This window comes from Marinobacterium nitratireducens (assembly GCF_014645375.1).
GTDB classification, from domain to species: Bacteria; Pseudomonadota; Gammaproteobacteria; order Pseudomonadales; family Balneatricaceae; genus Marinobacterium_A; species Marinobacterium_A nitratireducens.
Genome location: NZ_BMLT01000001.1, coordinates 504,687 through 530,142 on the forward strand (window position 1 = coordinate 504,687; position 25,456 = coordinate 530,142).

26 protein-coding genes are annotated in these 25,456 nt (G+C 62.4%); 14 read left to right on the forward strand and 12 right to left on the reverse strand.

The genetic code is table 11. From position 1 onward, the window contains the following. The first annotated feature begins 39 nt into the window (after nt 1-39). The 4 genes from IEX85_RS02240 to IEX85_RS02255 are packed head-to-tail and all read left to right on the forward strand — an operon-like array spanning nt 40 to nt 7,361. Nucleotides 40-1,848 (forward strand): adenylate/guanylate cyclase domain-containing protein, encoded by a 1,809-nt coding sequence (locus tag IEX85_RS02240; protein ID WP_188857819.1) that lies wholly within the window; start codon nt 40-42, stop codon nt 1,846-1,848. Continuing rightward, nucleotides 1,836-2,966 (forward strand): ABC transporter substrate-binding protein, encoded by a 1,131-nt coding sequence (locus tag IEX85_RS02245; protein ID WP_188857820.1) that lies wholly within the window; start codon nt 1,836-1,838, stop codon nt 2,964-2,966. Before IEX85_RS02240 ends, IEX85_RS02245 begins: the two co-directional genes overlap by 13 nt. Nucleotides 2,967-3,009: 43 nt before the next feature. Next, on the forward strand, nt 3,010-6,300 hold the full coding sequence (locus IEX85_RS02250) for an efflux RND transporter permease subunit (protein WP_188857822.1): 3,291 nt from the start codon (nt 3,010-3,012) through the stop codon (nt 6,298-6,300). Beyond that, entirely contained in the window at nt 6,297-7,361 is a 1,065-nt protein-coding gene (locus IEX85_RS02255) for an efflux RND transporter periplasmic adaptor subunit (RefSeq protein ID WP_188857824.1), read from the forward strand. The genes IEX85_RS02250 and IEX85_RS02255 overlap by 4 nt, the downstream gene beginning before the upstream one ends. Before the next feature lie 42 nt (nt 7,362-7,403). Here IEX85_RS02255 and IEX85_RS02260 read toward each other — a convergent pair whose 3' ends face one another. The 4 genes from IEX85_RS02260 to IEX85_RS02275 form a co-directional block, all read right to left on the reverse strand. Then, on the reverse strand, nt 7,404-9,617 hold the full coding sequence (locus IEX85_RS02260) for a dehydrogenase E1 component subunit alpha/beta (RefSeq protein ID WP_188857826.1): 2,214 nt from the start codon (nt 9,615-9,617) through the stop codon (nt 7,404-7,406). Between the two features lie 111 nt (nt 9,618-9,728). Next, nucleotides 9,729-10,007 carry a hypothetical protein gene (locus tag IEX85_RS02265; RefSeq protein WP_188857827.1) on the reverse strand — a complete coding sequence of 93 codons (279 nt, stop codon included), beginning with the start codon at nt 10,005-10,007 and terminating at the stop codon, nt 9,729-9,731. Between the two features lie 361 nt (nt 10,008-10,368). Continuing rightward, the gene (locus tag IEX85_RS02270; protein ID WP_188857829.1) at nt 10,369-10,557 is read right to left on the reverse strand and encodes a hypothetical protein; all 189 of its coding nucleotides are present in this window, start codon (nt 10,555-10,557) and stop codon (nt 10,369-10,371) included. Nucleotides 10,558-10,821: 264 nt separating this feature from the next. Next, on the reverse strand, nt 10,822-11,037 hold the full coding sequence (locus tag IEX85_RS02275; RefSeq protein ID WP_188857831.1) for an RSP_7527 family protein: 216 nt from the start codon (nt 11,035-11,037) through the stop codon (nt 10,822-10,824). A 328-nt stretch (nt 11,038-11,365) separates the two neighbouring features. Here IEX85_RS02275 and IEX85_RS02280 point away from each other — a divergent pair, with 328 nt between their 5' ends. From IEX85_RS02280 to IEX85_RS02300, 5 genes are read left to right on the forward strand one after another with little or no spacing between them, the layout of a single operon-like run. Next, nucleotides 11,366-12,511, forward strand: a complete 1,146-nt coding sequence (locus tag IEX85_RS02280) for an AI-2E family transporter (protein ID WP_188857832.1) — start codon at nt 11,366-11,368, stop codon at nt 12,509-12,511. A gap of 6 nt (nt 12,512-12,517) precedes the next feature. Beyond that, nucleotides 12,518-14,083: an efflux transporter outer membrane subunit gene (locus tag IEX85_RS02285; protein ID WP_229721752.1), complete on the forward strand. Its 1,566-nt coding sequence runs from the start codon at nt 12,518-12,520 to the stop codon at nt 14,081-14,083. After that, nucleotides 14,073-15,215: an HlyD family secretion protein gene (locus IEX85_RS02290; protein WP_188857834.1), complete on the forward strand. Its 1,143-nt coding sequence runs from the start codon at nt 14,073-14,075 to the stop codon at nt 15,213-15,215. The genes IEX85_RS02285 and IEX85_RS02290 overlap by 11 nt, the downstream gene beginning before the upstream one ends. Next, entirely contained in the window at nt 15,205-16,272 is a 1,068-nt protein-coding gene (locus tag IEX85_RS02295; RefSeq protein ID WP_229721753.1) for a DUF2955 domain-containing protein, read from the forward strand. The genes IEX85_RS02290 and IEX85_RS02295 overlap by 11 nt, the downstream gene beginning before the upstream one ends. Next, nucleotides 16,266-16,709 (forward strand): ion channel, encoded by a 444-nt coding sequence (locus IEX85_RS02300; RefSeq protein WP_188857837.1) that lies wholly within the window; start codon nt 16,266-16,268, stop codon nt 16,707-16,709. The genes IEX85_RS02295 and IEX85_RS02300 overlap by 7 nt, the downstream gene beginning before the upstream one ends. Before the next feature lie 113 nt (nt 16,710-16,822). On the opposite strand, the gene IEX85_RS02305 is transcribed toward IEX85_RS02300, so the two are convergent. From IEX85_RS02305 to IEX85_RS02325, 5 genes are all read right to left on the reverse strand, one after another. Then, nucleotides 16,823-17,239, reverse strand: coding sequence for a hypothetical protein (locus tag IEX85_RS02305; RefSeq protein ID WP_188857839.1), 417 nt, complete (start codon nt 17,237-17,239; stop codon nt 16,823-16,825). 96 nt (nt 17,240-17,335) lie between these two features. Further along, a complete protein-coding gene (locus tag IEX85_RS02310) occupies nt 17,336-18,523 on the reverse strand; it encodes a GAK system CofD-like protein (RefSeq protein WP_188857841.1) in 1,188 nt (395 codons plus the stop codon). A 115-nt stretch (nt 18,524-18,638) separates the two neighbouring features. Then, a complete protein-coding gene (locus IEX85_RS02315) occupies nt 18,639-19,748 on the reverse strand; it encodes an ATP-binding protein (protein WP_188857843.1) in 1,110 nt (369 codons plus the stop codon). A 101-nt stretch (nt 19,749-19,849) separates the two neighbouring features. Beyond that, the gene (locus IEX85_RS02320; protein ID WP_188857845.1) at nt 19,850-20,626 is read right to left on the reverse strand and encodes a M48 family metalloprotease; all 777 of its coding nucleotides are present in this window, start codon (nt 20,624-20,626) and stop codon (nt 19,850-19,852) included. Nucleotides 20,627-20,711: 85 nt separating this feature from the next. Continuing rightward, nucleotides 20,712-21,929, reverse strand: a complete 1,218-nt coding sequence (locus IEX85_RS02325) for an MFS transporter (protein WP_188857847.1) — start codon at nt 21,927-21,929, stop codon at nt 20,712-20,714. A 249-nt stretch (nt 21,930-22,178) separates the two neighbouring features. On the opposite strand from IEX85_RS02325, the gene IEX85_RS02330 reads away from it, so the two are divergent. After that, entirely contained in the window at nt 22,179-22,442 is a 264-nt protein-coding gene (locus IEX85_RS02330; RefSeq protein WP_188857849.1) for a hypothetical protein, read from the forward strand. Between the two features lie 92 nt (nt 22,443-22,534). On the opposite strand, the gene IEX85_RS02335 is transcribed toward IEX85_RS02330, so the two are convergent. From IEX85_RS02335 to IEX85_RS02345, 3 genes are all read right to left on the reverse strand, one after another. Next, complete coding sequence (locus tag IEX85_RS02335) at nt 22,535-22,678, reverse strand: hypothetical protein (protein WP_188857851.1); 144 nt, start codon at nt 22,676-22,678, stop codon at nt 22,535-22,537. Between the two features lie 350 nt (nt 22,679-23,028). Then, nucleotides 23,029-23,460 (reverse strand): RNA polymerase-binding protein DksA, encoded by a 432-nt coding sequence (gene dksA / locus IEX85_RS02340; RefSeq protein WP_188857859.1) that lies wholly within the window; start codon nt 23,458-23,460, stop codon nt 23,029-23,031. A 104-nt stretch (nt 23,461-23,564) separates the two neighbouring features. After that, nucleotides 23,565-23,840, reverse strand: a complete 276-nt coding sequence (locus IEX85_RS02345; protein ID WP_188857861.1) for a hypothetical protein — start codon at nt 23,838-23,840, stop codon at nt 23,565-23,567. Between the two features lie 103 nt (nt 23,841-23,943). Between IEX85_RS02345 and IEX85_RS02350 the strand changes: the two genes are divergently transcribed. The 4 genes from IEX85_RS02350 to IEX85_RS02365 all read left to right on the forward strand — a co-directional run bounded on the left by IEX85_RS02350 (nt 23,944) and on the right by IEX85_RS02365 (nt 25,449). Next, the gene (locus IEX85_RS02350; RefSeq protein WP_188857863.1) at nt 23,944-24,120 is read left to right on the forward strand and encodes a hypothetical protein; all 177 of its coding nucleotides are present in this window, start codon (nt 23,944-23,946) and stop codon (nt 24,118-24,120) included. Between the two features lie 15 nt (nt 24,121-24,135). Further along, nucleotides 24,136-24,369, forward strand: a complete 234-nt coding sequence (locus IEX85_RS02355; protein ID WP_188857865.1) for a hypothetical protein — start codon at nt 24,136-24,138, stop codon at nt 24,367-24,369. A gap of 316 nt (nt 24,370-24,685) precedes the next feature. After that, nucleotides 24,686-24,991: a type II toxin-antitoxin system HigB family toxin gene (locus IEX85_RS02360; protein ID WP_188857867.1), complete on the forward strand. Its 306-nt coding sequence runs from the start codon at nt 24,686-24,688 to the stop codon at nt 24,989-24,991. Nucleotides 24,992-25,077: 86 nt separating this feature from the next. Beyond that, nucleotides 25,078-25,449 carry a helix-turn-helix domain-containing protein gene (locus IEX85_RS02365; protein ID WP_188857869.1) on the forward strand — a complete coding sequence of 124 codons (372 nt, stop codon included), beginning with the start codon at nt 25,078-25,080 and terminating at the stop codon, nt 25,447-25,449. The last annotated feature ends 7 nt before the right edge of the window (nt 25,450-25,456 follow it).

Consider the following 25,456-nt stretch of genomic DNA (forward strand, 5'->3'; position numbering starts at 1 on the left):
CCTTTTAGCATTCCGTTAACTGCGAAAGGAAGCCGTAGCATGCAGCTACCCGGCCTGTCCCTGCTGAAACGGAGCCTCAAGGCCCGGATGACCGGCTATTTTTTGCTCGTGTCGCTGCCGGTTGCGGGCGCGCTGGCCGGGGCCTCCTATTGGCTGTCGGCCGGCACGCTCGAGCGCATGGCGATCGACCGTTTCGAGGTGATCGCCGATCATCGCGAGCAGGAGATCGATCGCTTCATTGCCGACCAGGCCGATATCATCCGCAAGATCGCCAATCTCGATAGCCTGCGCGATGGCGTCGCCAGACTGCTGGCGCTGCCCGAAGGCAGCCGGGAGTACGAAGCCGCTTACCTGGATATGGCCGACACCCTGTTCCGGTCGACCTTTCTGGATTATGGCTCGTCCGCGGCAACCGACATCACCGAACTGTTGCTGCTGCGCCAGGTCGGGGGCGAGGTGTTTTTCTCGACCAACCCCGACCATGAGCACCGCTATCACCTGAGCGACGCCTTTTTCGTCGTCGGGCGCGAACGCACCTACGTGCAGCCGGTGTACCCTGCCGCCGATACCGGGCTGCCAACGCTCACCATTTCGACGCCCCTGACCGGGCGCGACGGCAAGCCGCTCGGGGTACTGGCAGCCAATATCCGGGTGCCGGTACTGGTCGATATCGTCAGTGACCGCTCCGGACTCGGCACGACGGGCGAATCCTATCTGATCGATGCGCACAATCGCTTTCTCTCGGTGGCGCGGTTCGGTGACGAGGCGTTCCCAAGAGGTGCCCACAGCGAGGGCATAGACGCCGCCGTACAGGGGCATACCGGCGCCGGCCTGTATCGCAACTATGCCGGTCAGCGCGTCATCGGCAGCTATCGCTGGCTGCCCGAGCTGGGGCTTGCGCTGCTGACCGAAATCCGGGTCAGCGAGGCCCTGCGACCGGCAACCCGCCTTGGCTGGATGATTCTCGGCGTCGGATCGCTGGCGCTGGCGCTGCTGGCGGTTGGCATCTATCTGATCACCGCGCGGATCGCACGACCGATTCTGGAGGTCAGCGCCACGACCGAGCGTATTTCCGCCGGTGACCTGAGCCAGCGGGCGCCGATCATGACGGAAGACGAGACAGGTACCCTGGCGCGCAATTTCAACCGCATGATCGACCGTCTGCGCCAGACGCTGGACGACCTGGCCCGGGAACAGCAGGAGTCCGAGCGGCTGCTGCTGAACATCCTGCCTGGACCGATCGCCGAGCGCCTGAAGAAAGGCGAGGACAACATCGCCGACAGCTTCGCCGAAGTCACCATTCTGTTCGCCGATATCGTCAACTTCACACCGATGTCGGCAAGCCTCCCGGCGTCCCGGCTGGTCAGCCTGCTGAACGAGATTTTCTGCGAGTTCGACCGGCTCAGCGAAGTGCGCGGGCTGGAAAAGATCAAGACCATCGGCGATGCCTACATGGTCGGTGCCGGCCTGCCGGTGACGCGCGACGACCATGCCCGGGTCGTCGCCGAGTTCGCGCTCGACATGATCGACGCCATCCATGCCTTCAACCGGCGTCATGATGCCGATCTCGCGATGCGGATCGGCATCAACAGCGGTCCCGTGGTCGCCGGAGTCATCGGTACGCGCAAGTTCATCTACGATATCTGGGGCGACGCGGTCAATACCGCGGCCAGAATGGAGTCCCATGGCGTCGAGGGCTGCATTCAGGTGTCCGAGTCGACCTATCACTACCTGCAGGATCAGTTCCTGTTCGAGGACAGGGGCCTGATTCCGATCAAGGGCAAGGGACGGATGCATACCTATATCCTGAAGGGGCGCAGGCAACCGGAGGCCGAATGCGTGTCCTGAGATGGGCCGCGATAACGCTGTTGCTGTCAGCCTGCGGCGGCGAGCCGCAGCCGTTTCGCGTCGGACTGATTGCGCCGCTGAGCGGCGACCTTGCCGAAACCGGCCGTGCCACTGTCGATGCGGCGCAGCTGGCGGCAAAGCGGATCAACGACGCCGGCTCGCTGCGAATCGGCGGGCAGCCGACCCGCCTGGTACTGCGGGTCGAGGACAACCACGACAGTGCGGAAGCCAGCGTCGGCGCCGTGCTCAAGCTCGTCAACCAGGAGCGGGTCGCGGCAATTATCGGTCCCCAGGCCAGCCGCAACGCCATACCGGCGGCAGGCGCCGCCAATGACCTGTCAATCCCGCTGCTCAGCCCCGCCTCGACCCACCCCGACACCACACGCAATCGGCCCTGGGTATTTCGGGTTGCCTACACCGACGATTTCCAGGGGCGGGCGATCGCGCGCTTCGCACGGCGGGAGCTGGGGCTGCAGCGGGCCGCCGTGCTGTTCGACATCGCCAGCGCCTACAATCGCAATCTCGCCGCCGTGTTTCGCCACGAGTTCGAGGCCCTGGGCGGGCAGCTGGTCGCCTTTGAATCCTATACCCGCGACGCGCCCCGCGTGACCGCACAGCTGGGGCGCATCCGCGACAGCGGCGCCCAGGCGCTGTTTCTGCCGAACTATTACAACGAGGTCCCGGGCCAGGTGCGCCAGGCCCGGGAGCTGGGGCTGAATCCTGTCTGGCTGGGGAGCGACTCCTGGGCCACCATTCCGGCTGATCAGCTGACGGCGCTGGAAGGCGCCTATTTCAGCGCTGTTTACAGCCCCGACAGCGGTGATGAACAGGTCAGAGCTTTCGTCGACGCCTACCGCGCGGCTTACGGCCGCGATCCGGTCGATGTCGCGGCCCTGACCTACGATGCCGTCGGCCTCCTGGCGGCCGCGGCGGGCGCCGCAGACAGCGCGGGCCCTGCCGCGATCCGCAATGCCCTGGCGAAACTCGACGGCTATCAGGGTGTGACCGGAACCATTGCGTATACTGATTCGGGCGATCCGGTGAAGAGCGCCGTAGTGCTGCAGGTGCACGCCGGCGGCACGCGCCTGCGAACCCGGATCGAACCCGGCGATCAGTGATTACCGACAGGCACCTTCCGGGTTGAAACAGCAGGCCAGAACCATGCCGCCTTCACATCCGCTCGACAGACCGGTTCGCTTTGCCCTGAGGGGCGGCCTGCCGCTCATGATGCTGCTGCTGTCGCTGTGCGCCGGCGTGCTGGCACTGCAACTCACGCCCCGTGAGGAAGAGCCGCAGATCGTGGTGCCGATGGTCGATGTGCTGGTGGAGGCGCCCGGGCTCAGCGCCCGCCAGGTGGAACGGCAGGTAACGGTGCCGCTGGAAAAGCTGCTGACGCAGATTCCCGGTGTCGAGCACCTTTATTCGACCAGTCAGCAGGGCTTTGCCTCGGCAACGCTGCGTTTCCACGTCGGCGAAGACCGCGAGGTTTCGATCCTCAACACCTACAACAAGTTGTACAGCAACCAGGACCGGGTCCCGCCCATCGTCAGCCGCTGGCAGATCAGGCCGGTGGAGGTCGACGATGTGCCCATACTGATGCTGGGGCTCTGGAGCGATGATGCGCAACGCTACAGCGACTTCGAGCTGCGCCGGATGGCGGAGGAGGTCGCGATCCGGTTGCAGGGCATTGCCAGGACCAGCCAGGTCGAAGTGGTTGGCGGCCGTCCGCGCGTGTTGCAGGTGCACTTCGATCCGGAAAGTCTGGCGGCACGCAAGACCACGGCGCTCGATCTGGTCAATGCCCTGCAACTCTCGAACCGGCTGCTGCAGGCCGGCAACTGGACACTGAACAACGACAGCATTCTGCTCGAAAGTGGCGACTTTCTGCGCCGGCCGGATCAGCTCGCCAGCCTGGTGGTCAATGTGGTCGATGGGGCGCCGGTTTACCTTCGCGATGTCGCAACGCTGAGCGATGGCCCGGCTGAGCCGGACAGCTACAGCTGGATAGACTTCACCCCCCGGCACCCGGCCTATCGCCCGGATGCCCCGTACCGACCGCTGGTCACCCTCAGTGTCGCCAAGCAGCGCGGCAGCAATGCGGTGGGCGTGGCGCAGGCGGTGCATAGCCGTCTGGCGGCAATCCAGGCCGAACTGCTGCCGCCGCAGGTCCATCTGGAGGTACTGCGCGATTACGGTCGGACGGCCGACGCCAAGGTCGACAACCTGGTCTCGAGCCTCGCTTTCGCGGTACTGACGGTGGTGGTGTTCATCGGTGTATTCCTTGGCTGGCGTGCGGCGCTGGTGGTCGGGCTGGCGGTGCCCATCTGCTACGGCGTCACCCTGGCGCTGGACATGGCGTTCGGCTACACCATCAACCGCGTTACGCTGTTCGCGCTGATACTTTCGCTCGGGCTGCTGGTCGACGACCCCATCACCGGTATCGACAATATCGAGCGCTACCTCGAGCGGCGCAACGGCGGCATTGCCGATCGTATCGTCGGCGCCATGGCCGAAATCCGCGTCCCGCTGCTGATGTCGACGCTGACCATCGTACTGGCGTTCGCGCCGCTGGCATTCATCACCGGCATGATGGGGCCCTATATGGCGCCCATGGCATTCAACGTACCGGTCAGCGTTACGGTCAGCACTCTGGTGGCCTTCCTGGTGACGCCCTGGCTGGCGTCCAGGGTGCTGAAGCCGGCAGCGGTCAGAGACGACGCCGCTGCCGCCCCGGATGCCTACCGGCGGTTGCTGCAGCCGTTGCTGGCGAGCCGGCGGCGGGCGCGCTGGACCCTGCTGGTGCTGCTGTTGCTGTTCGTGCTGACCGCGCTGATGCCGCTTCTGCGCCTGGTGCCGCTCAAGCTTCTGCCGTTCGACAATCGCAATGAAGTCCAGGTATTGCTGGACATGCCCGAGGGCACCAGTCTGGAGCAGACCGCGGCGGTGACCGAGTCACTGGTGCAGCAGGTCAAGCGGCTGCCGGAGGTACGCGCTGTCGCCGCTTATGTCGGGGAGCCGTCGCCGATCGACTTCAACGGCATGGTGCGGCGCTACTATCAGCGTCAGGCGCCGAATCTGGCGGAACTGCGCCTGACGCTGGTCGACAAGTCCCGGCGTCTGCACCAGTCCCATGCGGTGGTGCTGCGGCTGCGCCAGCTGCTGGCGCCATTCGCCCATGACGGGCGCCTCGTGAAGGTGGTCGAAGTGCCACCCGGACCACCCGTGCTCAGTACCCTGGTGGCCGAAGTGTACGGCAGTGAGCTGGCGCCCTATGAGCTACAGCAGCAGGCAGCCAGGCAACTGATGGCCAGGCTCGGACGCGAGCCCCATGTCGTCGAGGTGGATTCCACCCTGGTCGCGGAGCAGTCGCGGTTGCGTTTCGTTACCGACAAGCAGAAGGCCGCGCTTTCGGGAATTGCCACCGACGACATCAACCAGACGCTGCGCCTGGCCAACGACGGTCTGGTCGCGTCCTGGCTCAACCTGCCTTCCGAGACTCGCCCGCTGCCGATCGAACTGCGGCTGGCGCAGGATCAGCGCGGCGCGCTCAGCGACTTTCAGCGCCTGCATCTCAAGGGCCGTCCGGGTTACGTCCAGCTGCAGGGGCCGGCCGGACTCGACAGCGCCCCCCAGCCGCTGGTCGCGCTCGGAGAGCTGGGGCAGTTCGAGCCGCTTGTCGCCGATGCGCCCATCCACCATAAGGACCTGCGGCCGGTGGTTTACGTCATGGCGGAGCTTAACGGCCGTACTCCGGCCGAGGTTATCGCCGACCTGGAGGCTGATCGCGGGGGCAGCGACATGGCACCGACGGACTGGCGGGCGCGCACCTTCCTGTCGCCGGGAGGCGGCGACAGCTGGTCGTTGCCGCCGGGCACCGAAGCGCTCTGGAGCGGCGAGGGCGAATGGCGCATCACGCTGCGGGTGTTCCGCGACATGGGGCTGGCATTTGCCTTCGCACTGGTGGCGATCTTCTTCGTGCTGCGGGTACAGACAGGCTCTGCAGCCCTTTCACTGATCATCATGTCGGCGATCCCGCTGACGGTGATCGGCATCATGCCGGGCTTCTGGTTGCTCAACCGCTTTGGCGAGCGCGTTATCGCCGGCGCGCCGGAACCGGTGCTGTTCACCGCCACAGCGATGATCGGCATGATCGCCCTGGCCGGCATAGTGGTGCGCAATTCGCTGATACTGGTCGAATTCATCAGTCAGGCCCGGTCCCGGGGGCTGGCGCTGCACGAGTCGTTGATACAGGCAGGCTCCGTGCGTATGCGGCCGGTGCTGCTGACTGCCGGCACAACCTTGCTTGGCAATCTCGTGATCACGCTTGATCCGGTGTTCAGCGGCCTGGCGCTTGCCATCATCTTCGGCATTATTGCCTCGACGCTGTTCACGTTGCTGGTGATCCCCATCGTCTATCTGCTGGTCTTCGACCGGCCGGAGGTCGCGTCATGATGCGCATCCGCATTCTGCTGCCGTTGCTGGCGCTGGTGTTCCTGGTTCTGATCGTGGCCTGGATGGCCGGCGTGTTCAGCGATCGTCTCGAGCCGGGCCTGGAATCCCTGCCGCAAAACACAGCGGGCGAAGGGGTCCCTGTGACGGTCGTTGAACAGCCTTTGTTCGAATCGGTGCCGGCGAGCGTCGGCGCCCGGGAGGCGACCGTCATTTCCTCGCGCATTCTTGCCCGCATCACGGCAATCGACGTGCGCTCCGGCGATGCGGTGAAACCCGGCCAGTTGCTGATCGAGCTGGAGCAGTCCGAGCTGCGCTCGCGCGAACTCCAGGCGCAGGAGCAGATACGGGCGGTCGACGCACGGCTGCAGGAGGCGGAGCAAAACCTCAAGCGCGCCCGCGAACTGATCGAGCGGGGCCTGCTGGCGCGGGCCGACCTGGACCGTGCGCGGGCGAATTACGACGCCCTGGTGGCCGAGAAAGCGCGGGCCGAGGAGGCGCTCGAAGAAGTGCGCACCGCAGTCGGCTACACCCGGATCCTTTCCCCGATCAGTGGCCGTGTGGTGGACCGCTTCGCCGAACCCGGCGATACCGCAACGCCGGGCGGCAAGCTGCTGTCACTTTACAACCCCCTGACGCTGCGCATCGAGGCCCAGGTGCGGGAGTCGCTGGCGCTCTCACTGGTCCCCGGGGCAAAACTCGGTGTCGAGATTCCTTCACTGGGTATCGAGCTTCCGGCAGTGCTGGATGAGCTGGTGCCGGCGGCGGATCCGGCGTCGCGCAGCTTCCTGGTGAAGGCGCAAATCGACTATGACAGCCGGCTGTTACCCGGGATGTATGCCCGCCTGCAGGTGCCGGCTGGGCACAGGCGCCAACTGCTGGTGCCGGCCGAGCGCATCGCCCGCGTCGGTCAGCTGAACCTGGTGTGGGTCGAAGTCGACGGCCGTGCGGAGCGGCGGCTGGTGCGACTTGGCCGCGAAACCGGGCTGGGGACATTCGAGGTCCTGGCAGGTCTCGAGCCGGACGACCGGCTGCTGCCGCCGCCGCTCGGGGACTTTCGGTAGAATGACCGCGCGTAGCAGGAAGCAAAACGGCGGCGTAACCCATCAATCGCTCCGTCCCAGCAACTCGAGCGCAGCAGCGATTATCGATGCCTTCGACGGCAGGGTTGCAGCGTACGCAGGCCCAAGAGGAATAAAGGAATCCTCGGCGCAGAGGCGGCGAAATGGCGGCAAGGGGGTGAGGCGCTCGCTGAACAGCGTCACCAGGGCTTCGCTCACCGAGCCGCTGCGCCGGCACTCGTCGACGATCAGCAGGTGCCGGCAATCCCTGACAGCCGCGACAATGGCGTCCCCGTTCAGCGGTGCCAGCCAGCGCAGGTCGATCAGCCGCAACGCCACGCCGTGCCGCCGTTCCAGCTCCCGCGCCGCCTGACAGCTGAGATAATGGCCGTTGCCATAGCTCAGAATCGCCAGTTCACGGCCATCTCCCCGGATACCCGGCTCGCCGAACGGGATAGGCGCCGCCTCCCGAACCCGGGGGTATTCAAAGCTCCAGAGACCGTCGCCTTCGCGGTGCAGATCGCGTGTCATATAGCGGGCAATCGGCTCGAGAAAGACCACCACACGCTGCTCCTCCCGCGCCAGCCGCACGCTTTCGCGCAGCATCGCCGCGGCGTCGCGACCGTTGCTTGGACAGGCCAGGATCAATCCGGGGATATCGCGAAACACGGCCAGGCTGTTGTCATTGTGGAAGTGGCCACCGAAACCGCGCTGGTAGCCAAGGCCTGCGATGCGAACCACCATCGGGTTGCTGAACTGCCCCCGGGAGAAAAACGGCAGCGTCGCCGCCTCGCCGCGCAGCTGGTCTTCGGCATTGTGTACGTAGGCCAGGAACTGGATCTCGGGGATCGGCACGAAACCGTTGTGGGCGGCACCGATCGCCAGCCCCAGGATACTCTGTTCGTCCAGCAGGGTATCGATGACCCGGTGTCGCCCGAACCGCTGCGATAACTTGCCGGTAACGTTGTAGACGCCACCCTTGATGCCGATATCCTCGCCCATCAGCAGTATTTCCGGATACTCGGCCATCAGTTCCGCGAGGGTCCAGTTGAGCAACCGGGCCATGGGCTGAGGCTCGCGCATCAGTACCCGGTCACGGGCAAACAGCTCCTCAAACCGAGATTCATCGACAACGCGGGCCGGAGCAGCCTGGCGCCTGGGCGGCAGCAGCGTGGACATGACATCGGCGGCATCGCGCAGGCTCTGTGGCTCGCCGAGCGAGCGGGCGCAGTCGTCGACGCGCGCCGCTACTTCGCGGTAACGGGCGACGACCTGCTGTGGCGACAGCAGACCAGAGTCGACCAGCAGGCGGGCGGAGTACAGCAGCGGATCCCGCGCTTCGGTGGCCTCGATCTCGGCCAGGCTGCGATAACCGGTTTCGGCATCGGAGCCGGCATGACCGAGCAGACGCACAGAGCCCATGTGCAGAAACACAGGCCGGTGGTGTACACGCGCCAGCCGTTCCGCTTCCTGGGCAGCCCGGTAGGTATCGACAAGATTGAGACCATCGCAGTAAAGGTAATGCAGTCCGGGGCGCTGTCCGAAGGCTGCGCGAATCCAGTCCGGGGGCGTCGGCGTGGAAATGCCGATGCCATTGTCCTCGCAAACGAAGATCAATGGCAGCGGCACCTGCTGGTGCGCGGCCCAGCAGGCACTGTTAATGGCGCCGAGGGCAGTGGAGTGATTGGCCGAGGCATCGCCAAAGCTGCAGACGATGAGACTGTCGGCCGGAAGCGGCGCGGCAAGAGAAAGCCTGCGCGCCAGCGGTATGCTGTAGGCGGCACCCAGCGCCTTGGGCAGATGCGAAGCCACGGTACTGGTCTGCGGCGGCACCGACAGCGACCGGCTCCCAAGCACCTTGTGACGACCGCCGGAGACGGGATCCTCACGCGAGGCCATGAACGACAGCAGCATGTCGGGCAGCGGATCCTGGCCTGCCTGAGAGGCTCGATGGATCAGAAAGGCGGCGTCACGGTAATGCAGGAACGCCATATCGGTGGGGCGCAAGGCCGCTGCGATGGCGGCGCTGCCTTCGTGACCGGCACTGCCGATGGTGTAGAACGATTGCCCCCGGGACTGAAGGCGGCGGGAGCAAAGGTCCAGATGGCGGCTGAGCAACTGACTGTCGAACAGCGCCAGCAAGGCCTCCGGCTCAAGCCCCGCCCCGGCCGGGGACAGGCTGGGGTCGACTGTGGGCAACTCCCGGGCCAGTACCCGGTGCTGAAAATTGGCGTCGACGATTTCCGCTCGGGTTTTCATGGCGATTCGTCTCGGGCTGATGTCCCAAGAGTATGGCCAGAATTCTGCGGCAACGCAGGTGACGGGCCCGAAAGCGCGCTCCGGTCGGGGCGTTCCCGGCTTTGAAAACTGTCAGTCGGCCACTACGGCTTCTTCGCCCTGGTTTTCCCTGAGCGCCGCCTGGAGCACTTCGATTTCTTCCTTGTCGAGCCACTCGTCGATCCATTCCCGGATATGGTTGCGCTTGTGCGGCGTTCTCGACCAGGCCTTGTATGCCTTGAGGTGCTCGGGGCAGACATGGGGCTCGCCATCGACGATGGACGAACAGTTGCACGGAAACAGCGAGTTGGTATCGAACTGATGGTCGATCCACTCGATCACGAATGCTTTCTGAGCCTTGCTGAACTTCATTTTCCGAACCGCTCCGCCAATGGGTTACAACAACGATTTCGCCACAGAAGTATGTCGCTTAAATGAAGATAGACAGAACTTGCGGAAACAGCCACAGCGAAACCTCCCGATGAGCGGGAAGCAGGGGCGGTCCTTTACCGCGAGGCGGACCGGAGTGGTGGGAAGCGCGAGCGGCACGGGGCTTTCAAGAACCCCGAACCGCGGGTTCCTCAGGCCTTCTTAAGCTTCTTCTTGAGCTTCTTCAGCTTGCTTTCGTGCTTGGCGATCTTGGCTTTTCGGGCCTTGATGTCTTTCTTGATTGCCTTGAGCTTGGCCATGTTACAGCCTCCTTGAGAAATGGGGTGTCAGTTTCCCGGCGTGCTCAGACGTTGTCGTTCGCATTTCCCGAACCCTGATCGTGTGAAGCCAGGAAGCGGCGTATAAACCGACGTACCTCACGAGCGGCACTGGTATCGAGTTCATCACAGAGGGCGACGAAACGGTCGCGTTCCTCTGAGTTAATGCGAATCACCAGCTGACTGTTCTTTTTTGCTCTATTTCGCTTATCCATGGATATGGGATCTCCCGTAAAGCAAAAAAGAACAACTGCAATGCCTATCGAGTGTACATCCAATGTATATACACAGAAACGTATAGGCCAGCATCGCTGACAGTTCCAGTCAGTTACCGAAATGTCATTAAACTGTCATTGAATGAATATGGCGGTTGCGTGGCTTGCAAGGGGGCAGCGGCAAAAAAGACAGGAAGAAAGCGGGAGAGGGGCGGGAGTTGTTATTGGAGCCGCCTTGGTCTCTCTGGGGAGGGATGGCCGTTATCAGGCGTGATGCAGACCGGACAGGCCAGCCGCGGCGGATTTCCTGCCGGTGAAAGCCGCCTTGATGCGGGCGGTGAGGGTCACGATGGCGCTGGAAATGTATTCGGCGCGCGCGGCTTCGGCCTTGAGGCGGATGATCTCGGTCTGCGGAAGAGCGGACAGGTCGATACGTTCGATAAGCGCTTCCAGGCCTGGATTCGATGCTTCGTTGCTCATGATGGTACTCCTTGATTTGGCGTTCATTGACGGTACCCATGATAGGGCCGATACCGCACTGCAGCAAACGACTTATACTTCATAATATGATGAACATTTCTCATCTTATATTTATTAAAGTGCCGCTATACGGGGCTTAATATCCATTTTGATGCAAATAAATCACCTTTGTGGTGCACGCCATACGACGCTACGCACCAAGAGCGCACAGCCCAAGGGCGGCCTGTCCCGTTGCGCCTCTGCAATTTTCATCCCGGAAGAGGGCCGATAGGCCGATTCTGTGCCTATTATTTAGCGTAATTCGTTGACTGCAGGGAGAACTGCTCGTATGCAACTGGACAGTGCCGAACTCAAGAAACTGGTCTCGCGGGACCTGATGGACATGTTTATCCGGCTCGGCGTGATCGTTTTGCTGCTGGTGCTGTGCGCCAGGATCTTCTCGCCCTTTGCCGGCCTGCTCACCTGGGCGCTGATACTCGCCGTCGCGCTCTATCCACTGCATCAACGAATGGCCAACGCGATGGGTGGGCGCCAGGGGCGCGCCTCGACGCTGATGGTACTGATCTTCGTGTTACTGCTGGTGGTACCCACCGCCATGCTCGGCACCTCCCTGGCCAACCATATCTTCGAGACGTATGCGGCGATCGAAAGCAAGACTCTGAGTATCAAACCGCCGGCGGAGGCCGTCGCCCAATGGCCGCTGATCGGCGAGCGGGTCTATCAGGCCTGGAGTTCGCTGTCCGCCGACATCCCGGCTTTCGTCGCCGCCCATCACGAACAGATCAGGGCCTACGCCAGAGCGGGGCTTTCCTTCGCCGGCGGCATCGCCGGTGATGTACTGCTGCTGCTGGGCGCGCTTATCGTGGCCGGCGTCATGATGGCCTACGCGGTGCCAGGCAGCGCGGCGATTGGACGCATCATCGGCCGCTTCGCCGGCCCCAAGGAAGGTCCGCGACTGCACAAACTCTCGACCGCGACCATTCGCTCGGTCGCGGTAGGCGTCGTCGGGGTGGCCTTTATCCAGGGCATCCTGATGGGGCTCGCCTTCCTGCTGGCCGGCATTCCGGCAGCCGGTTTCTGGGCCTTGGTGACCCTTATCTTCGGCATACTGCAGCTGCCCGGCCTGCTGATCGCCTTGCCCGCCATCGGTTATGTCTGGTCGTTGGGGGATGGCTCGACGGTGGCCAACGTCATATACACCGTGCTGATCCTCGGGGCCGCGCTGGCTGACAACTTCCTCAAACCCATGCTGCTCGGGCGCGGCGTCGAAGCACCAATGCCGATTATCCTGCTGGGTGCGCTCGGCGGCATGCTTGCGTCGGGCATCGTCGGCCTCTTCGTCGGGGCCACCCTGCTGGCGGTCGGTTACGTGGTCTTCATGGAATGGGTGCATTTCAGCGAAGAGCAGAAAGCCGCTCAGCAGCAGGCCCAGGATGAGCCCGCCACCCGGGCCCCGGACGATAGCGGAAACTGAGCCCTGATGCCCGGTATGCCGCTCAAGTGCCTGCGCCCCCTTGCGGTGCTGTCGACAACACTGCTGCTCGGCGCCTGTACCACGCTCGGCCCCGACTACCGGGAGCCCGAGGTGGAATGGCTGGCGCAGTGGCAGCCGGACCTGTACGGACAGGCCGTTGCGGCGCAACAGCAACCGTTCGAGCAACAACTGCAGTTCTGGTGGCGCCTGCTCGATGATCCGTTGCTTAATGATCTGATCGCCGAAGTTCAGGCCGCCAACCCGACGCTGCGAATCGCCGGTTTGCGAATACTGGAAAGCCGTGCCGCCCTCGGACGCGCCGGCGCCACCCGTTATCCGCAGCTGCAGGAATTGAGCGGCAATGCCGCCTACGTCGACAGCCGTCAGCATGGCGGCGCTCAGGATGTCGACCGCTCGTTCACCAGTTACGACACCGCTTTCAGCCTTGGCTGGGAGCTCGATTTCTGGGGCCGTTTCCGTCGCGGCATCGAATCCGCCGATGCGGCTTTCTTTGCCTCCGTCAGTAATTACCAGGACGTGCAGCTGTTGCTCAACGCCCAGCTGGTGGATCTTTACTTCAGGTACCGGACCACGCTGGCGCGCATCGACATCGCTCGCCGCAACAGCGAGATTCAGAAGCGCAGTTACGAGATCACCGAACGCATCTACCGCAGCGGGCAGGACTCGGAACTCGACCTGCAACAGGCCAAGACCCAGTACCTGGCGACCCTTTCGACTATCCCGGTACTCGAGGCCGCACTGATCAAGGTGCGCAACGCCATTGCCGTGCTGCTGGGACGTCCGCCCGGACCGCTACCCGAGCTGGCCGGGGCCAGGGCCTCGCTGCCGCTGCCGACCGCAGTTGACGTCGGTGCGGTGCCGGCGCGGCTGATGATGCGCCGTCCCGATATCCGCGCGGCGGCCTGGCAGGTGGCGGCGCAGTCGGCGCAGATCGGCATTGCCGAAGCCGACTACTACCCGTCGATATCACTGTTCGGCAGTCTGGACTGGTCCGGCAACAGTATCGACGGCAGCCCAAATACCGGCACCCTGGCGCTGGGTCCGGCATTCAGCTGGAACCTGTTCGATCACGGCCTGATCCGCAACAATGTTCGGCTCCAGGACGCGCGCCTGCAGCAGGCGATCGAAAACTTTCAGAACAGCGTGCTGCTGGCGGCAAAGGAGATCGACGATGCCGCCATCGACGTCGTCAAGACGGCGGAACGCCAGGCGGTGCTGCACGATTCGGTGGTGGCGGCGGAGCGCTCGCTGGAAATCGCCAATACGCTGTATCAGGAGGGTTATGCCGGATTTCAGCGCGTGCTGGACGCTCAGCGGGCGATGTTCTCCCAGGCCGAACGCGAGTTGCTGAATCAGGGCGATCACCTGAGCGCAGTTGTCGCGCTCTACCGCGCCCTCGGGGGCGGCTGGCAGCCGACGACGATCGACGACCTGATCCCGGCCCGGACCCGCGACACCATGGAAGAACGCACCGATTGGGGTGACATGCTGCGCGCGCCTCTGCCGCAGCAGATCGACAGCAGGACGAGCGAGACTTCAGATGAGCGATGACGAAAAACTGCCAGAAGAAGTGCAGCAGCAGGCGGCGGAGTCCGCCCCGGATCCCGCGCGCCCGGTGCGGCGCGGGGGCCTGGTGATCGGCCTGATCATCCTGGTCAGTCTTGTCTGGTACCTGCTGGCCGATCGCTACACGCCCTACACGGACCAGGCCCGGGTGCAGGGATACGTGGTCGGAGTCGCCCCCAAGGTCGGCGGCCTCGTCACCCAGGTCTGGGTCGACAACAACCAGCGCGTCGAGGCGGGGCAGCGACTGTTCGAGATCGACCCCTCGCAGTACCGCATCGCCCTGGAAAAGGCGCGCTCGGACCTCGAGAACGCGCGCAACCAGGTCGCCGCCGGGGATGCCGCGGTGGATGCGGCACGTGCCAGCCTTCGCGCGGCCACCGCCAACCGGCTCAAGGCCGAAAAGGATGTCACGCGCCTGACCCGGCTGCGCCAGCAGGATCCGGGTACCATCTCGGTACGGCGGCTCGAAGTCGCCCAGGCCACGCTGGAGCAGGCGAGGGCGCAGGTACAGGCCGCAGAAGCCGATATCCAGCGCGCCATCGAGTCCAAGGGGGGGGATGTCGATGAGATCAACGCCATTCTCAATACCGCCCGAACCGCTGTCGAGAAGGCCGAGCTGGATCTGGACAATACCACCGTGACCGCCGAAACCGACGGCATGGTCACGGACCTTCGCGCCGAGGTCGGCATCTTCGCAGGGGCCGGCAAGCCGGTCCTGACGATGATCGCGTTCGAGGACGTCTGGATCAGCGCCGAATTTACGGAGAACAATCTCGGTCACCTCTCGGCAGGCGACCCGGTGGAGATTCTGTTCGACGCCATGCCAGGCGAAGTGTTCGACGGCACCATTCGCAGTATCGGCGTCGGCGTCAGCGCCGGTCAGGCGCCGCCGGCGGGCACCCTGCCAACGATCCAGAACAGCCGCGACTGGCTGCGCCAGTCGCAGCGCTTTCCGGTGGTCGTCGAGTTCACCCTGACGGAGCGACCGGAGCTGCGCAGGCAGCTTCGGATCGGCGGCCAGGCCTCGGTCATCGCCTACAGCGAGGGGCACGGCCTGCTGTCGGTACTGGGGCGCCTCTACATCAGGCTGATGAGCTGGCTGTCCTATGCCTACTGACCGGCGCCGGCGCATGCCGGTGCAGAGCCGGCGCGTGTTCCGGCTCGCCTTCACCATGGCGCTGGCGCTGGCCTGGTCCTACGGCTCCGGCATGCCGTTGCCGTTTCTGGCGCCGATGTTTGTACTGATCCTGACGGCAAAGCCGTCTGCGCCGATGGGCGCCAAGGGGCTGCTGGCACTGATACTGCTGGTGTTGCTGACACTGGGAATCGGTCTGGTACTGGCGCCGATGCTCGACCAGTACAGACTCAGCGGGCTGTTGCTGATCGCCGTCGGGCTCTACGTCAGCAACCATCTGAGCATCAATCTTGGCAAGGGCGCGGTCGGCATGCTGCTGACGGTCGGTCTGACGATGATTCCGGCGGCCGGCTCCTTCAGCACCGCGCTGGCGCTGGCGGTGATCCAGGCACTGGTGTTCGGCATCGCCATGGCGGTGATCAGCAGCTGGCTGGTGTACCCCTTCTTTCCGGAAGACCCGCCGTCCGGCCCACCCCCGCCTGCCGCGCCGCGGCCGGATGTCACGGTCAATCGCTGGATCTCGCTGCGCGCTGCCCTGGTCGTGCTGCCGCCGTTCCTGCTGGCGCTGACCAACCCGTCGATGTACATGGCACTGATCATGAAGTCGGTCACCCTGGGGCAGCAGGCATCGCTGGTGACGGCACGCAGCGCCGGCCGGGAACTGCTCGGCTCAACCTTTGCCGCCGGCTGCTTTGCGATATTGCTGTGGGTGCTGCTGGACCTGGCGCCGACGCTCTGGTTCTATGCCGGCTGGATGCTGCTGTTCTTCATCTACTTTGCCGCCAAGCTCTACACTGTCTTCGCCAGCCGGTTCCCGCCGTCGTTCTGGCAGAACGTCATAACCACCATGCTCATTCTGCTGGGCTCGGCGGTCGAGGACAGCGCCAACGGACAGGATGTATACGCGGCGTTCGCGGTGCGTCTGGGGCTGTTCATCGCGGTGACCTTTTATGCCTGGCTGGCGATCGCGTTTCTCGAGTACCTGCGCGAGCGCCGCCGCCGAAGAGTGATGCCGGAAGGGGAGTTCGAGCGATGCTGATCAATCTGATGATGGGACTGCCGACCATGGTGTTCTGCCTGCTGATGCAGTCACTGCTGGTCATGGTCGTGGTGCGCTACTACGGGCGCCATCGCCACCAGATCGAGAATGACTCCTTTACCAGCAGCCTGATCGTGATCAATGTGGTGATGCTGCTGCTGGTGCTGGGCAACCTGGTGCAGGTGGCCATCTGGGCGCTGCTGTTCCTGTCGCTTGGCGAGTTCGAGGCATTCGCCGAAGCCTTCTATCATTCGGCGGTCAACTTCGCGACCCTCGGATACGGGGACTTCGTCATGTCCGAACGCCACAAGCTGCTTGGGCCGCTGCAGGCGATCAACGGCGTGCTGATGATCGGCGTGTCGACCGCGGCGCTGATGTCGGCGTTCCAGGACGCGATGAAGAAAACCCTGGAGGCGCGAAAGGGGGGAAGCGTTTAGACGACCAGCAAACAGGCCTCGGTGCCGGTCCCGTTGCCGGTGCAGCTTCGCTGCGCTCAGCCGCACCCTGCGCATACTGTTCAGGATCAACCGCCAACAGGGCCTGCAGAGGCTCAGTGATGACGCTGACCGGCCTTGATGCCGGCCTGTGCGAAGCCATTGTCGTCGGCGCTGAAGTAGCCCCGGTCCTCGCCGATGGCGACCAGCTCGTCCATGATGTAGGTCACCAGCAGAATATGCAGCAGCTCGTGGAAACAGAGGTGCTCGTACTCCCCGCGAACCGGCAGGATATCCGATAGCTCCATCGTCAGCAGCCCGTCCAGCTGCATGAAGGTCTCCAGCACCACGTATTTGACGCCGTAGACATCGTAAAGCTTGGTCAGGGTCTCGTTCAATACCCGCTCGACCCTCTGCTGTGCGCCCTGCACGTAGTCGTATTCGTGTTTCTGCGCAGAACTCTGCAATTTTTCCCAGTCGCTCAAAACGGATTGCTTGATGGCGGCAATGGCTTTGAGGATATCGGTATTCACTAGGCGCTCTCCACGAAAATCAGCGGCATCAGGGTGGACCATGATACCGGAATTGGCGCCGCTCCAACACTCGACAAGACGTATAGGCAGCAAGCCTCAGGCCAGGGACAACAGCGCCTCGACCAGGCGCTCGTTATCGTAGTGAGGGCCGGAGCGCGGGTCGATCAGCCTGAGATCGATCAGTTCGATGCCGAGCGAGGACAGCAGCTGCGCGGGAATACCGCCCGGGTAGCGACCGTGCCTGCTGTCGACGATGACGAAGTTGAGCAGATCGGCGGGCGCCGTCACGCCATCGCGACCCAGCGCCTCGAGCAGGGTGCGAATGCAGTCCTCCAGCGTCATGCCGATCTGCTCGGGGTCGTTTCCCTGATTGGGAATATAAACCTTGGGGCAATCATTGCGGGCGATCGCGCGTCCGACCCCCTCGGGTAAAAGATTCGCCACCAGGCTGGAGTAGAAGCTTCCCGGCGGATAGCAGATCAGATCGGCCTGCTGGATCAGCGTTCGATTGCCTTTGGGCAGCTGTGAGGTGGTCTCATCGGGCTTTTCCAGCGATTCGCACAGGCAGAGCCTGCGGATCCGTGAGGACACGGGTGCCACCTCCTTGCCGGTGAGGCGATGCTGGCCGATAACGGTACTGCCGTCTTCCAGCTCGGCTTTCAGGTGCAGATCGTCGTCGACGATGGCGCAGACGGTGCCCTGAACGTTGACCAGCTTGGAGAAGAGGAACAGGATCGGCTCAAGGTCGCGGTGGTGGTTGATGTATCCCCCGGAGAGCAGCAGGTTCCCGATACTGGCGCCTGACAGGTTGAACGCCTCCGGCATGGCATCCACGAAGTAGCCCAGGTGATTGCAGATCAGCCGGCGCATCGGTTGCGGGATCGCCCCGATCAGCGGGTCTTCGCCGCTCACCATCCGCTCCAGGCGGGCACGCAGCTCGCTGTCGGGCGGCTCGGATGGCAGACGGTAGCTGAAAAGCGCGAACACTTCCGGGTGTCCGAGCACGGTTTCATCCGCCAGGGCCATCAGGCGGCTGCGCAGGTCGCCGACCGCCGGCATCGAGAAGGCATCCCTCAGCTTGGCGGAACTGCCGCCGGAGTCGAAGGGGGTGACCAGATGAATGGAGTTGTGGGTGTAGTTTTTCAGCGTACGCGACAACCCGGTCAGTGCCGTGCCACCGCTGAAAAAGAGTATGCGCGGGCCCAGCTCCGGAATCTTTCGATAGCGGCTGACCTTGAGCGGATCCGGAATATTCAGACTGCGGCTCACGCGCACTTTCGGCATGGGAGATCCTCGGGGCTTTGCGACACGTCTCCAGATCGCAAGGTCCTGCAAGTTTAACTGTCACTATAGCGAATTAGGGTGCCCCAAAGGTACCGGGCACGCCTGCGCCGGCAGATTACCGCCGCTGGCGCAGATACTCGACGAAGCCTGCATTTTCGATCAGGTAATCGCTGCGGCCCATCTGCGAGATCAGGCGCTGGCGTTTCAGCTTCTTCAGCGACGCGGTTATGCCACTGACCTTCACCGACAGGCCGAATCGCTCCTTGATCAGCTTCAGTGTGTCCTCGGCGTAGAGCCGGTTGCAGCGCTCTCGAATCAGCGTCAGCACGGCCCTGTCGGTGGCATTGAGTTTCTGTACCAGCTGCTCGAAGCCGCCATCCAGCACCAGCTGGTCCTGCACCAGATCGGCCGCCTCGCGGACGCTGCACTGATTCATCACCAGATGCTGAATCAGCTTGCTGAGCCAGAACGGGGAATTGTCGAACTGACGCGTGAAAACGTCGGTGATCTCGCGTACGTCATAGTGCAGCTCGAAACGGGTCCGCAGTATGTCGCAACAATGACGCACCAGCTCCTCGCCCATGGCCGGAAACTCGACCATATACGCCGAGTTGTAGAACGGCATCTTGTCGTCGGCGAACATGGCCTGCATGCCGTTGCGCGAAGAGCCGGCATAGACCACGGGCAGCTTGTGGCCGTGAAGGTCAAAGGCGGTCCGGAGCGTGCCCTGCAGGGGATGGAAGGCCGGACTCTCGGCCAGGTGCTGAATTTCGTCGATGACCAGCAGCGGCCTGCAGTTTGGCGTTTCGACCAGCTGCGACAGCAGCTGACCGACATGGGTCAGAACACCGGGCGCGATGATCGGCAGCGGGCTGTTGAACTCGAACCCCATCTTGCCGATCAGGCTGTTGCCGACTTCGAGCTTCTTGACCTCGCTGGCCAGCACCGACTTGATGCGTTTGCGGTCCTTGAGGCCGGAGAGGGCCGCCTTCAGGGCTTCGATAATGGTCTCGTGCGGATGCTCGGGCGAGGCCCAGAGGTTGGCGTAGATCGGCAGATAGCCTTGTTCCAGGGCCAGCGGACAGAAATCCCGCAGCAGAAACTCGGTCTTGCCGACCCGCCGCACCCCCAGCAGCGCAATCCGGTTCATGATGCCCTGGGTTACGCCCTGGAGGTAGCGCTCGGCCAGTTCCCGGCGCGGATAGTGCCAATCGATAACGCTCACAAGCAGCCTCTTTTTCCATAATTTTACACGCCACGTAAAATTTTACGCGCTACGTATAAATATGGCAAAAAGAACCGCCTGCCGGAGATCGCAGACGCCGGTTATTCGCCACGCTCAAGCCGCCTGCGGATATTCTCGGCCCGCTCGCCGGCGCCGGGGTGGGTCGAGAGGAGGCTGCTTTGACTGCCGCCGAGCCCGGCCAGCTTCTCAAACCCGCTGACCAGCCCATCACGCGGTATGCCTCGCTCGCCCAGCAATTCGAAAGAGAAATTGTCGGCCTCTCGCTCCTGATACTGCGAGAACTGGGCGTTGACAAGCTGTTCGGCCAGATCGCCGATCTGGGAGCTCGACAATGCCACCGCGGTGGCATTGCCGGTCGCGGTGGCATTGCCGGTCGCGGCGATAGCGCCACGGGCGGCGGCGGTGGCGTAGGCGGTCTGCATCGCCTTGCGGGTATGACCCAGGGCCACGTGACCCAGCTCGTGCCCGAGCACGCCTTCGAGCTCGTTGTCGGTCATCAGGTCCATCAGGCCGCTGTAAACACGCACGCAACCATTGGCCATGGCCCAGGCATTCGGTTCGCTGTTCATGTAGACGCGGTAGTTGACGGCGGTTCCGTCGATCTGATGACCGAGCCGGTCGGCAATACCGGTCAGGCGCTTGCCGTACTTGCTGCTGACGTCGGCCAGCATATTATTGGCGTCCATCTGCGCACAGGTCTGGTTGGCGACGGTTTTTACCTGGGTATCGCTGAGCATATAGGACTGCGCGGCCAGCATGCCGGACTGCAGCATGGACTGCGACGACAGCGTCTGGCAACCGGCCAGCAGAGTGGCGCCGCAAAGCCCGATCATGGAGAAGGCGTTACGAATATGCATGAATCTCGTCCTTGTCGAAAAGCAGGGAAATCGCTGCCGAGTATACGCGTTTCAGACTGAACCTTGCATGTCCGGCTGACGGCAATCAAGCGCGCATATCCAGACGGTCGCGCCGGGCAAGGTCCGGGAACCAGCGCATCCACAGCGCCACCACGCCCAAGGTTCCGATCCCGCCGATCACAATCGCCGGCACGGCACCGACCCAGGCCGCGAGCACCCCCGATTCGAACTCGCCAAGCTGGTTCGAGGTGCTGATGAATATCGAGTTGACGGCGCTGACGCGGCCGCGCATCTCATCCGGCGTTTCGAGCTGCACCAGAGTGGAGCGGATCACCACGCTGACCATATCGGCCGCGCCCATCACCAGCAACGCCACTATGGACAGCCACAGCATTTCGGACAGCCCGAAGACGATCGTCATGGCGCCGAAAACCGCCACCGCGACGAACATCTTCGGCCCGACCCGGCGCCCGATCGGACGCCACGCCAGATACACCGACATCAGCACCGCACCGACCGCCGGGGCGCTGCGCAGTAACCCCAGTCCCCAGGGGCCGGTCTCGAGAATATCCCGGGCGACGATCGGCAGCAGTGCCGTGACGCTGCCCAGCAACACCGCGAACATATCCAGCGAAATGGAACCGAAAATCACCGGATTCCTCCAGGTGAAGCGCAGCCCGCCCAGAAGCGAATCGAGCGTGACCGGGCGCTTCTCGCGCCGGTCCTGCCGGTAACGCAGGTTGGCGAGAATCAGCGCCGAGAGCAGACAGCAAGCCGTACTGGTGCCATACAGCGCGCCGGCACCCAGGAGGTAGATAAGGCCGCCCAGAGCCGGGCCGACGATGGTGGTGGCCTCACGTCCTGACGCCGTCCAGGTCAGCGCCGGCGCCAGCAGATCGGCGCTGACAATATTGGGCACCATTGCCTGGGTCGCCGGCGCCTCGAAGGCCCGCGCCGTTCCCATCGCGATACAGCAGCCGTAAATGATCGCAGGCGTTATCAGACCCATGATGCTGGTAACCGCGAGCACCGCGATGGTCAGCGTCATGGCCGACCGGCACAACAGCAGGATCAGATGGCGGTCATGATTGTCGGCCACATGCCCGGCGTAGAACGTCAGAAGCAACTGGGGCAGATACCGCGCCAGACCAACCAGCCCCAGGCTGAGCGCACTGTCGGTAAGGTTGTAGATCTGCCAGCCAAGACCGACCAGCAGCATCTGGAACGCCAGCGAGAAAGCCATCTGACCTATCCAGAAGCGCATGAAAGAGCGGTGTTTGAGCAGCGAAGCATTCGACGTCATGGCAGTCCCTGGCAGCGTCGCCGGCGGTGCCGGGACTTGGGTGAAACGCAGTGGCCGTGAAAAGGGGGCTAAGGATAGGTCGCAGACGGCGCGGGGGCAACATTAACAATGTTCAGCCGTAACGGGCCAAAATATGACCGGGCTCAACCCCCTTTCGCGACAATTGATTAAACTGAAAGTGAAGAAGGAAAAAGCAACGGGACGGGAAGCCCCAGGGAAACCTTGGAAAATAAAAGGGGGAGGTGGATCATGTTAACCTATCAGGAATGCCTCGACATGTCGGGCTTGACCGAGGACGAGATCGAGGCGATCGCCGAACACGAACGGATGGATCCGATGATAGCGGCTGCGCTCGGGCAGTACCTTATCGTCAAAGACGACGAGGCACGTATCCGCACTATCATCTTGGACGATATCAAAAAAGCGGAGAAGGGAGGCAACGAAGCCCACGCCGAGGCCCTGCGAAAGGTACTGAAACACTTCCTCGCTACGCATCCGGATCGCAAGGACTGACGACGATGCTTTCCGAAACGCGCACCGGCGCGCCGCAAACCGACTTATGATGCGATGGCCCGGCCAGGTGCCGGGCCATCGACATAAAGCCCTTAACCGCCGGAGAGGTACAGATTCAAGTGCTCGGACGATGCAGGCTGCCAGCCATAGCCGTACAGGGTGCTGCCGACGGCAGCAACGCCGCTGGCAACCGCGAACAGCATGATCAGGACCAGTACCGGTATCATTATTTTCATTGTCGACCTCGTGTCCGGTTATCAGTAACCAGGCGATCCGACACCCCGGTCGCCTGGTCTGCATATGCTTCGATTGCGTCTGCACATGCATCAACTGCATCAGACGGACCAACAATAGCAGCCGCTTGATTCGATTGGACTTTGAGCGAATTTCCCGACAACAGCGAGTTGTACCTGTTCGGAAACGCCGACAAATTGTGTATCAAGGCCAGACGATACTGTCCGATAAACCGAACACCGGACCAGACTTGACCTATCGGGATAAGGACAGGCCGCCCCGGACATCCTGCCGCCTGGATGGCAACAGAACTCCGGTGGCGGTTTCACGCATCCTGGGGGGCTCAGGATCTCTAGCGCTGCGTGCGCTCCTTGATCTCCGCAATGTTCTTGCAATCCACGCAGAGGTCCGCAGTCGGCCTGGCTTCCAGGCGCCGGATACCGATCTCGATACCGCAGGTATCGCAATAGCCGTAATCCTCTTCGCGAATCCGCTCCAGGGTCTTGTCGATCTTGCGGATCAGTTTGCTCTCACGGTCACGGGTGCGAAGTTCAAGGTTCATCTCTTCCTGATGCGTGGCCCGGTCCAGCGGATCGGCATGGTTCATCGGTCCCTGCTGGAGGTGCCCGACGGTACCCGCGATCTCTTCCTGCAGCGCGGTGCGCCATTTCAGCAGGATCTGCCGGAAATGAGCGAGCTGCTCATCGTTCATGTAGTCTTCGTTTTCAGCGATGACGTAAGGGGTGAAGCTGATGTCACTGGACTGATTTGCGTTCTGTAGCATGTTAAACCACTGTTTTTCTGGTTTTTTTGAACGATCAGCGAAGCTACCAGAATTTACCCACCTGCGCCAGCGCTACCAGAGCGCCTTTGCCCCATGGGTCCGGGCTAGCGGCAAAACGTCTCGAGAAAGCGACTCTGGTCACTGCTGCAGTGGCCTTGCCGCGTGAACCGGCCAAAATAGTGCACCAACTCGTCAAAACAGCCGTCTGCTTTGCGGCAGAAGACCTTGCGCCCCCTGAGGCCCCCGGCGAACTGGGCATCCAGTCGATGAATGACATCCCCGGCGTCATCCGGGACCCTGAGATGGGCATCGTCGTCAACGTCAATCAGCACAAAGCGATCGTTTGCCTCGATGATCGAGTAGTCGGCATGCTCTAACATGATATGGCTCTCCGAAATACTCACACTCTAAAAGCATAGCCCCATAGCATAGCCACATTAACCGTGTGACAGTTTCCTTACCTGTGTGGCAAAGACAGGCAGGGTGAACAGCCAGAGCGAAGGCTTCCCAGGAAGCGTGCGCTGGTTCAACGACATGCTGATCAACGGCATGATAGAGATGGAATGCCCGCGGCCACACAAGGAGACGCTGAAGCTGCTTGAGCAGCTGCCAGCGCAGACCAAATGCTTGCGAAGAAAGTTAATTTTTGAATGTAACTAGCTGAAATTTAAGAGCATGGCGGTGAAATCAAAGTACTACATCGACTGGAATGTCGGCGGCTGGAACTGTGAGAAGAACGCCCGTAGCCGTGATGCGCTGGTGATTCTAGACCCGCAGCAGCAGTTGGTTGGCACGCCCTGGCGCGGCAACCTGCGAGCGACCATCCACGCTGCCATTGATGACCGGGATTGGATCGAGCGGCTTATTCACCTCGTGAGTTGTGTCCAGAAATATCCAGTTTTAAACTGAATTCTGGCCCTTTATAGATCAAAGACTTAACGGAATTTTTCCAGTTGGCAGCTGCTGACGTTTCCAGTTTAAACCTGAATTTTCCCGAAACGCCACATGAGGGGCTGCCCCCCTAATTTGATTTCCGTCCGTCGATTCAGCATGCGTAATAGGTAAAGATTATTGGCAGGTAGTAGGGGTGTCAATTTAATAGCTCCGGGTGCCAACGCCGACTCAATGCCGGCTCCTGAGTACAATCGCGCGGTGCTTTACCGGGTGTGTAGCTAACTCAATACTAGGGCTTGCCATAGTCCCATTTTGGGACTAGAGTTCGCCTATGAGAATCATCGCACTGTCGACATTGAAGTCCTTCTGGGAAGACAACCCTGCGTACGATGATGCCACGCAGCCGACGTTGGCGTGGTACAGGCACACACTGAAATCTGACTGGAGTTCACCCGCTGAGGTCAAGCAGGACTTCCGAAATGCCAGCATCCTCAAGGACGGGCGAGTGGTATTCAACATCGCCGGGAACAAGTACCGGTTGGTGGTCTGGATCAACTATGCCTACCGGGTGGTCTACATCCGCTTTATCGGCACTCATGCCCAGTACGACAAAATCGCCGGGAGCGATTTTGCATGAGCGCAGCGAGCCCGCCGGGTAAGTCCCAGGGACGGGACGAATAACAGATCGACGTCGAGACGATATAACGCCAGAGGTAACGGAAGATGGACATCAAACCGATCCGCACTGATGCCGACTACCGTGCGGCACTTAAAGAAATTGAAACGCTGATGATGGCGGAGCCAGGCACGCCCGAAGGTGAAAAGCTCGACGTCCTGGTCACGCTGGTCGAGGCTTACGAAAGTAAGCATTACCCCCTGGATTTGCCGGACCCGGTTGAAGCCATCAAGTTCGAGATGGAGCAGAAAGGCCTCACAGCAAAAGACCTGGAACCGATGATCGGCAAACGTAACCGTGTGTACGAGGTCCTTAACCACAAGCGTTCACTGACACTGAAAATGATCTGGAAGCTCCATCAGGAGCTCGGCATTCCAGCCGAGTCCTTGATTAAGCCGCCTTGCCAGCCCCATGCATAACGTAAAA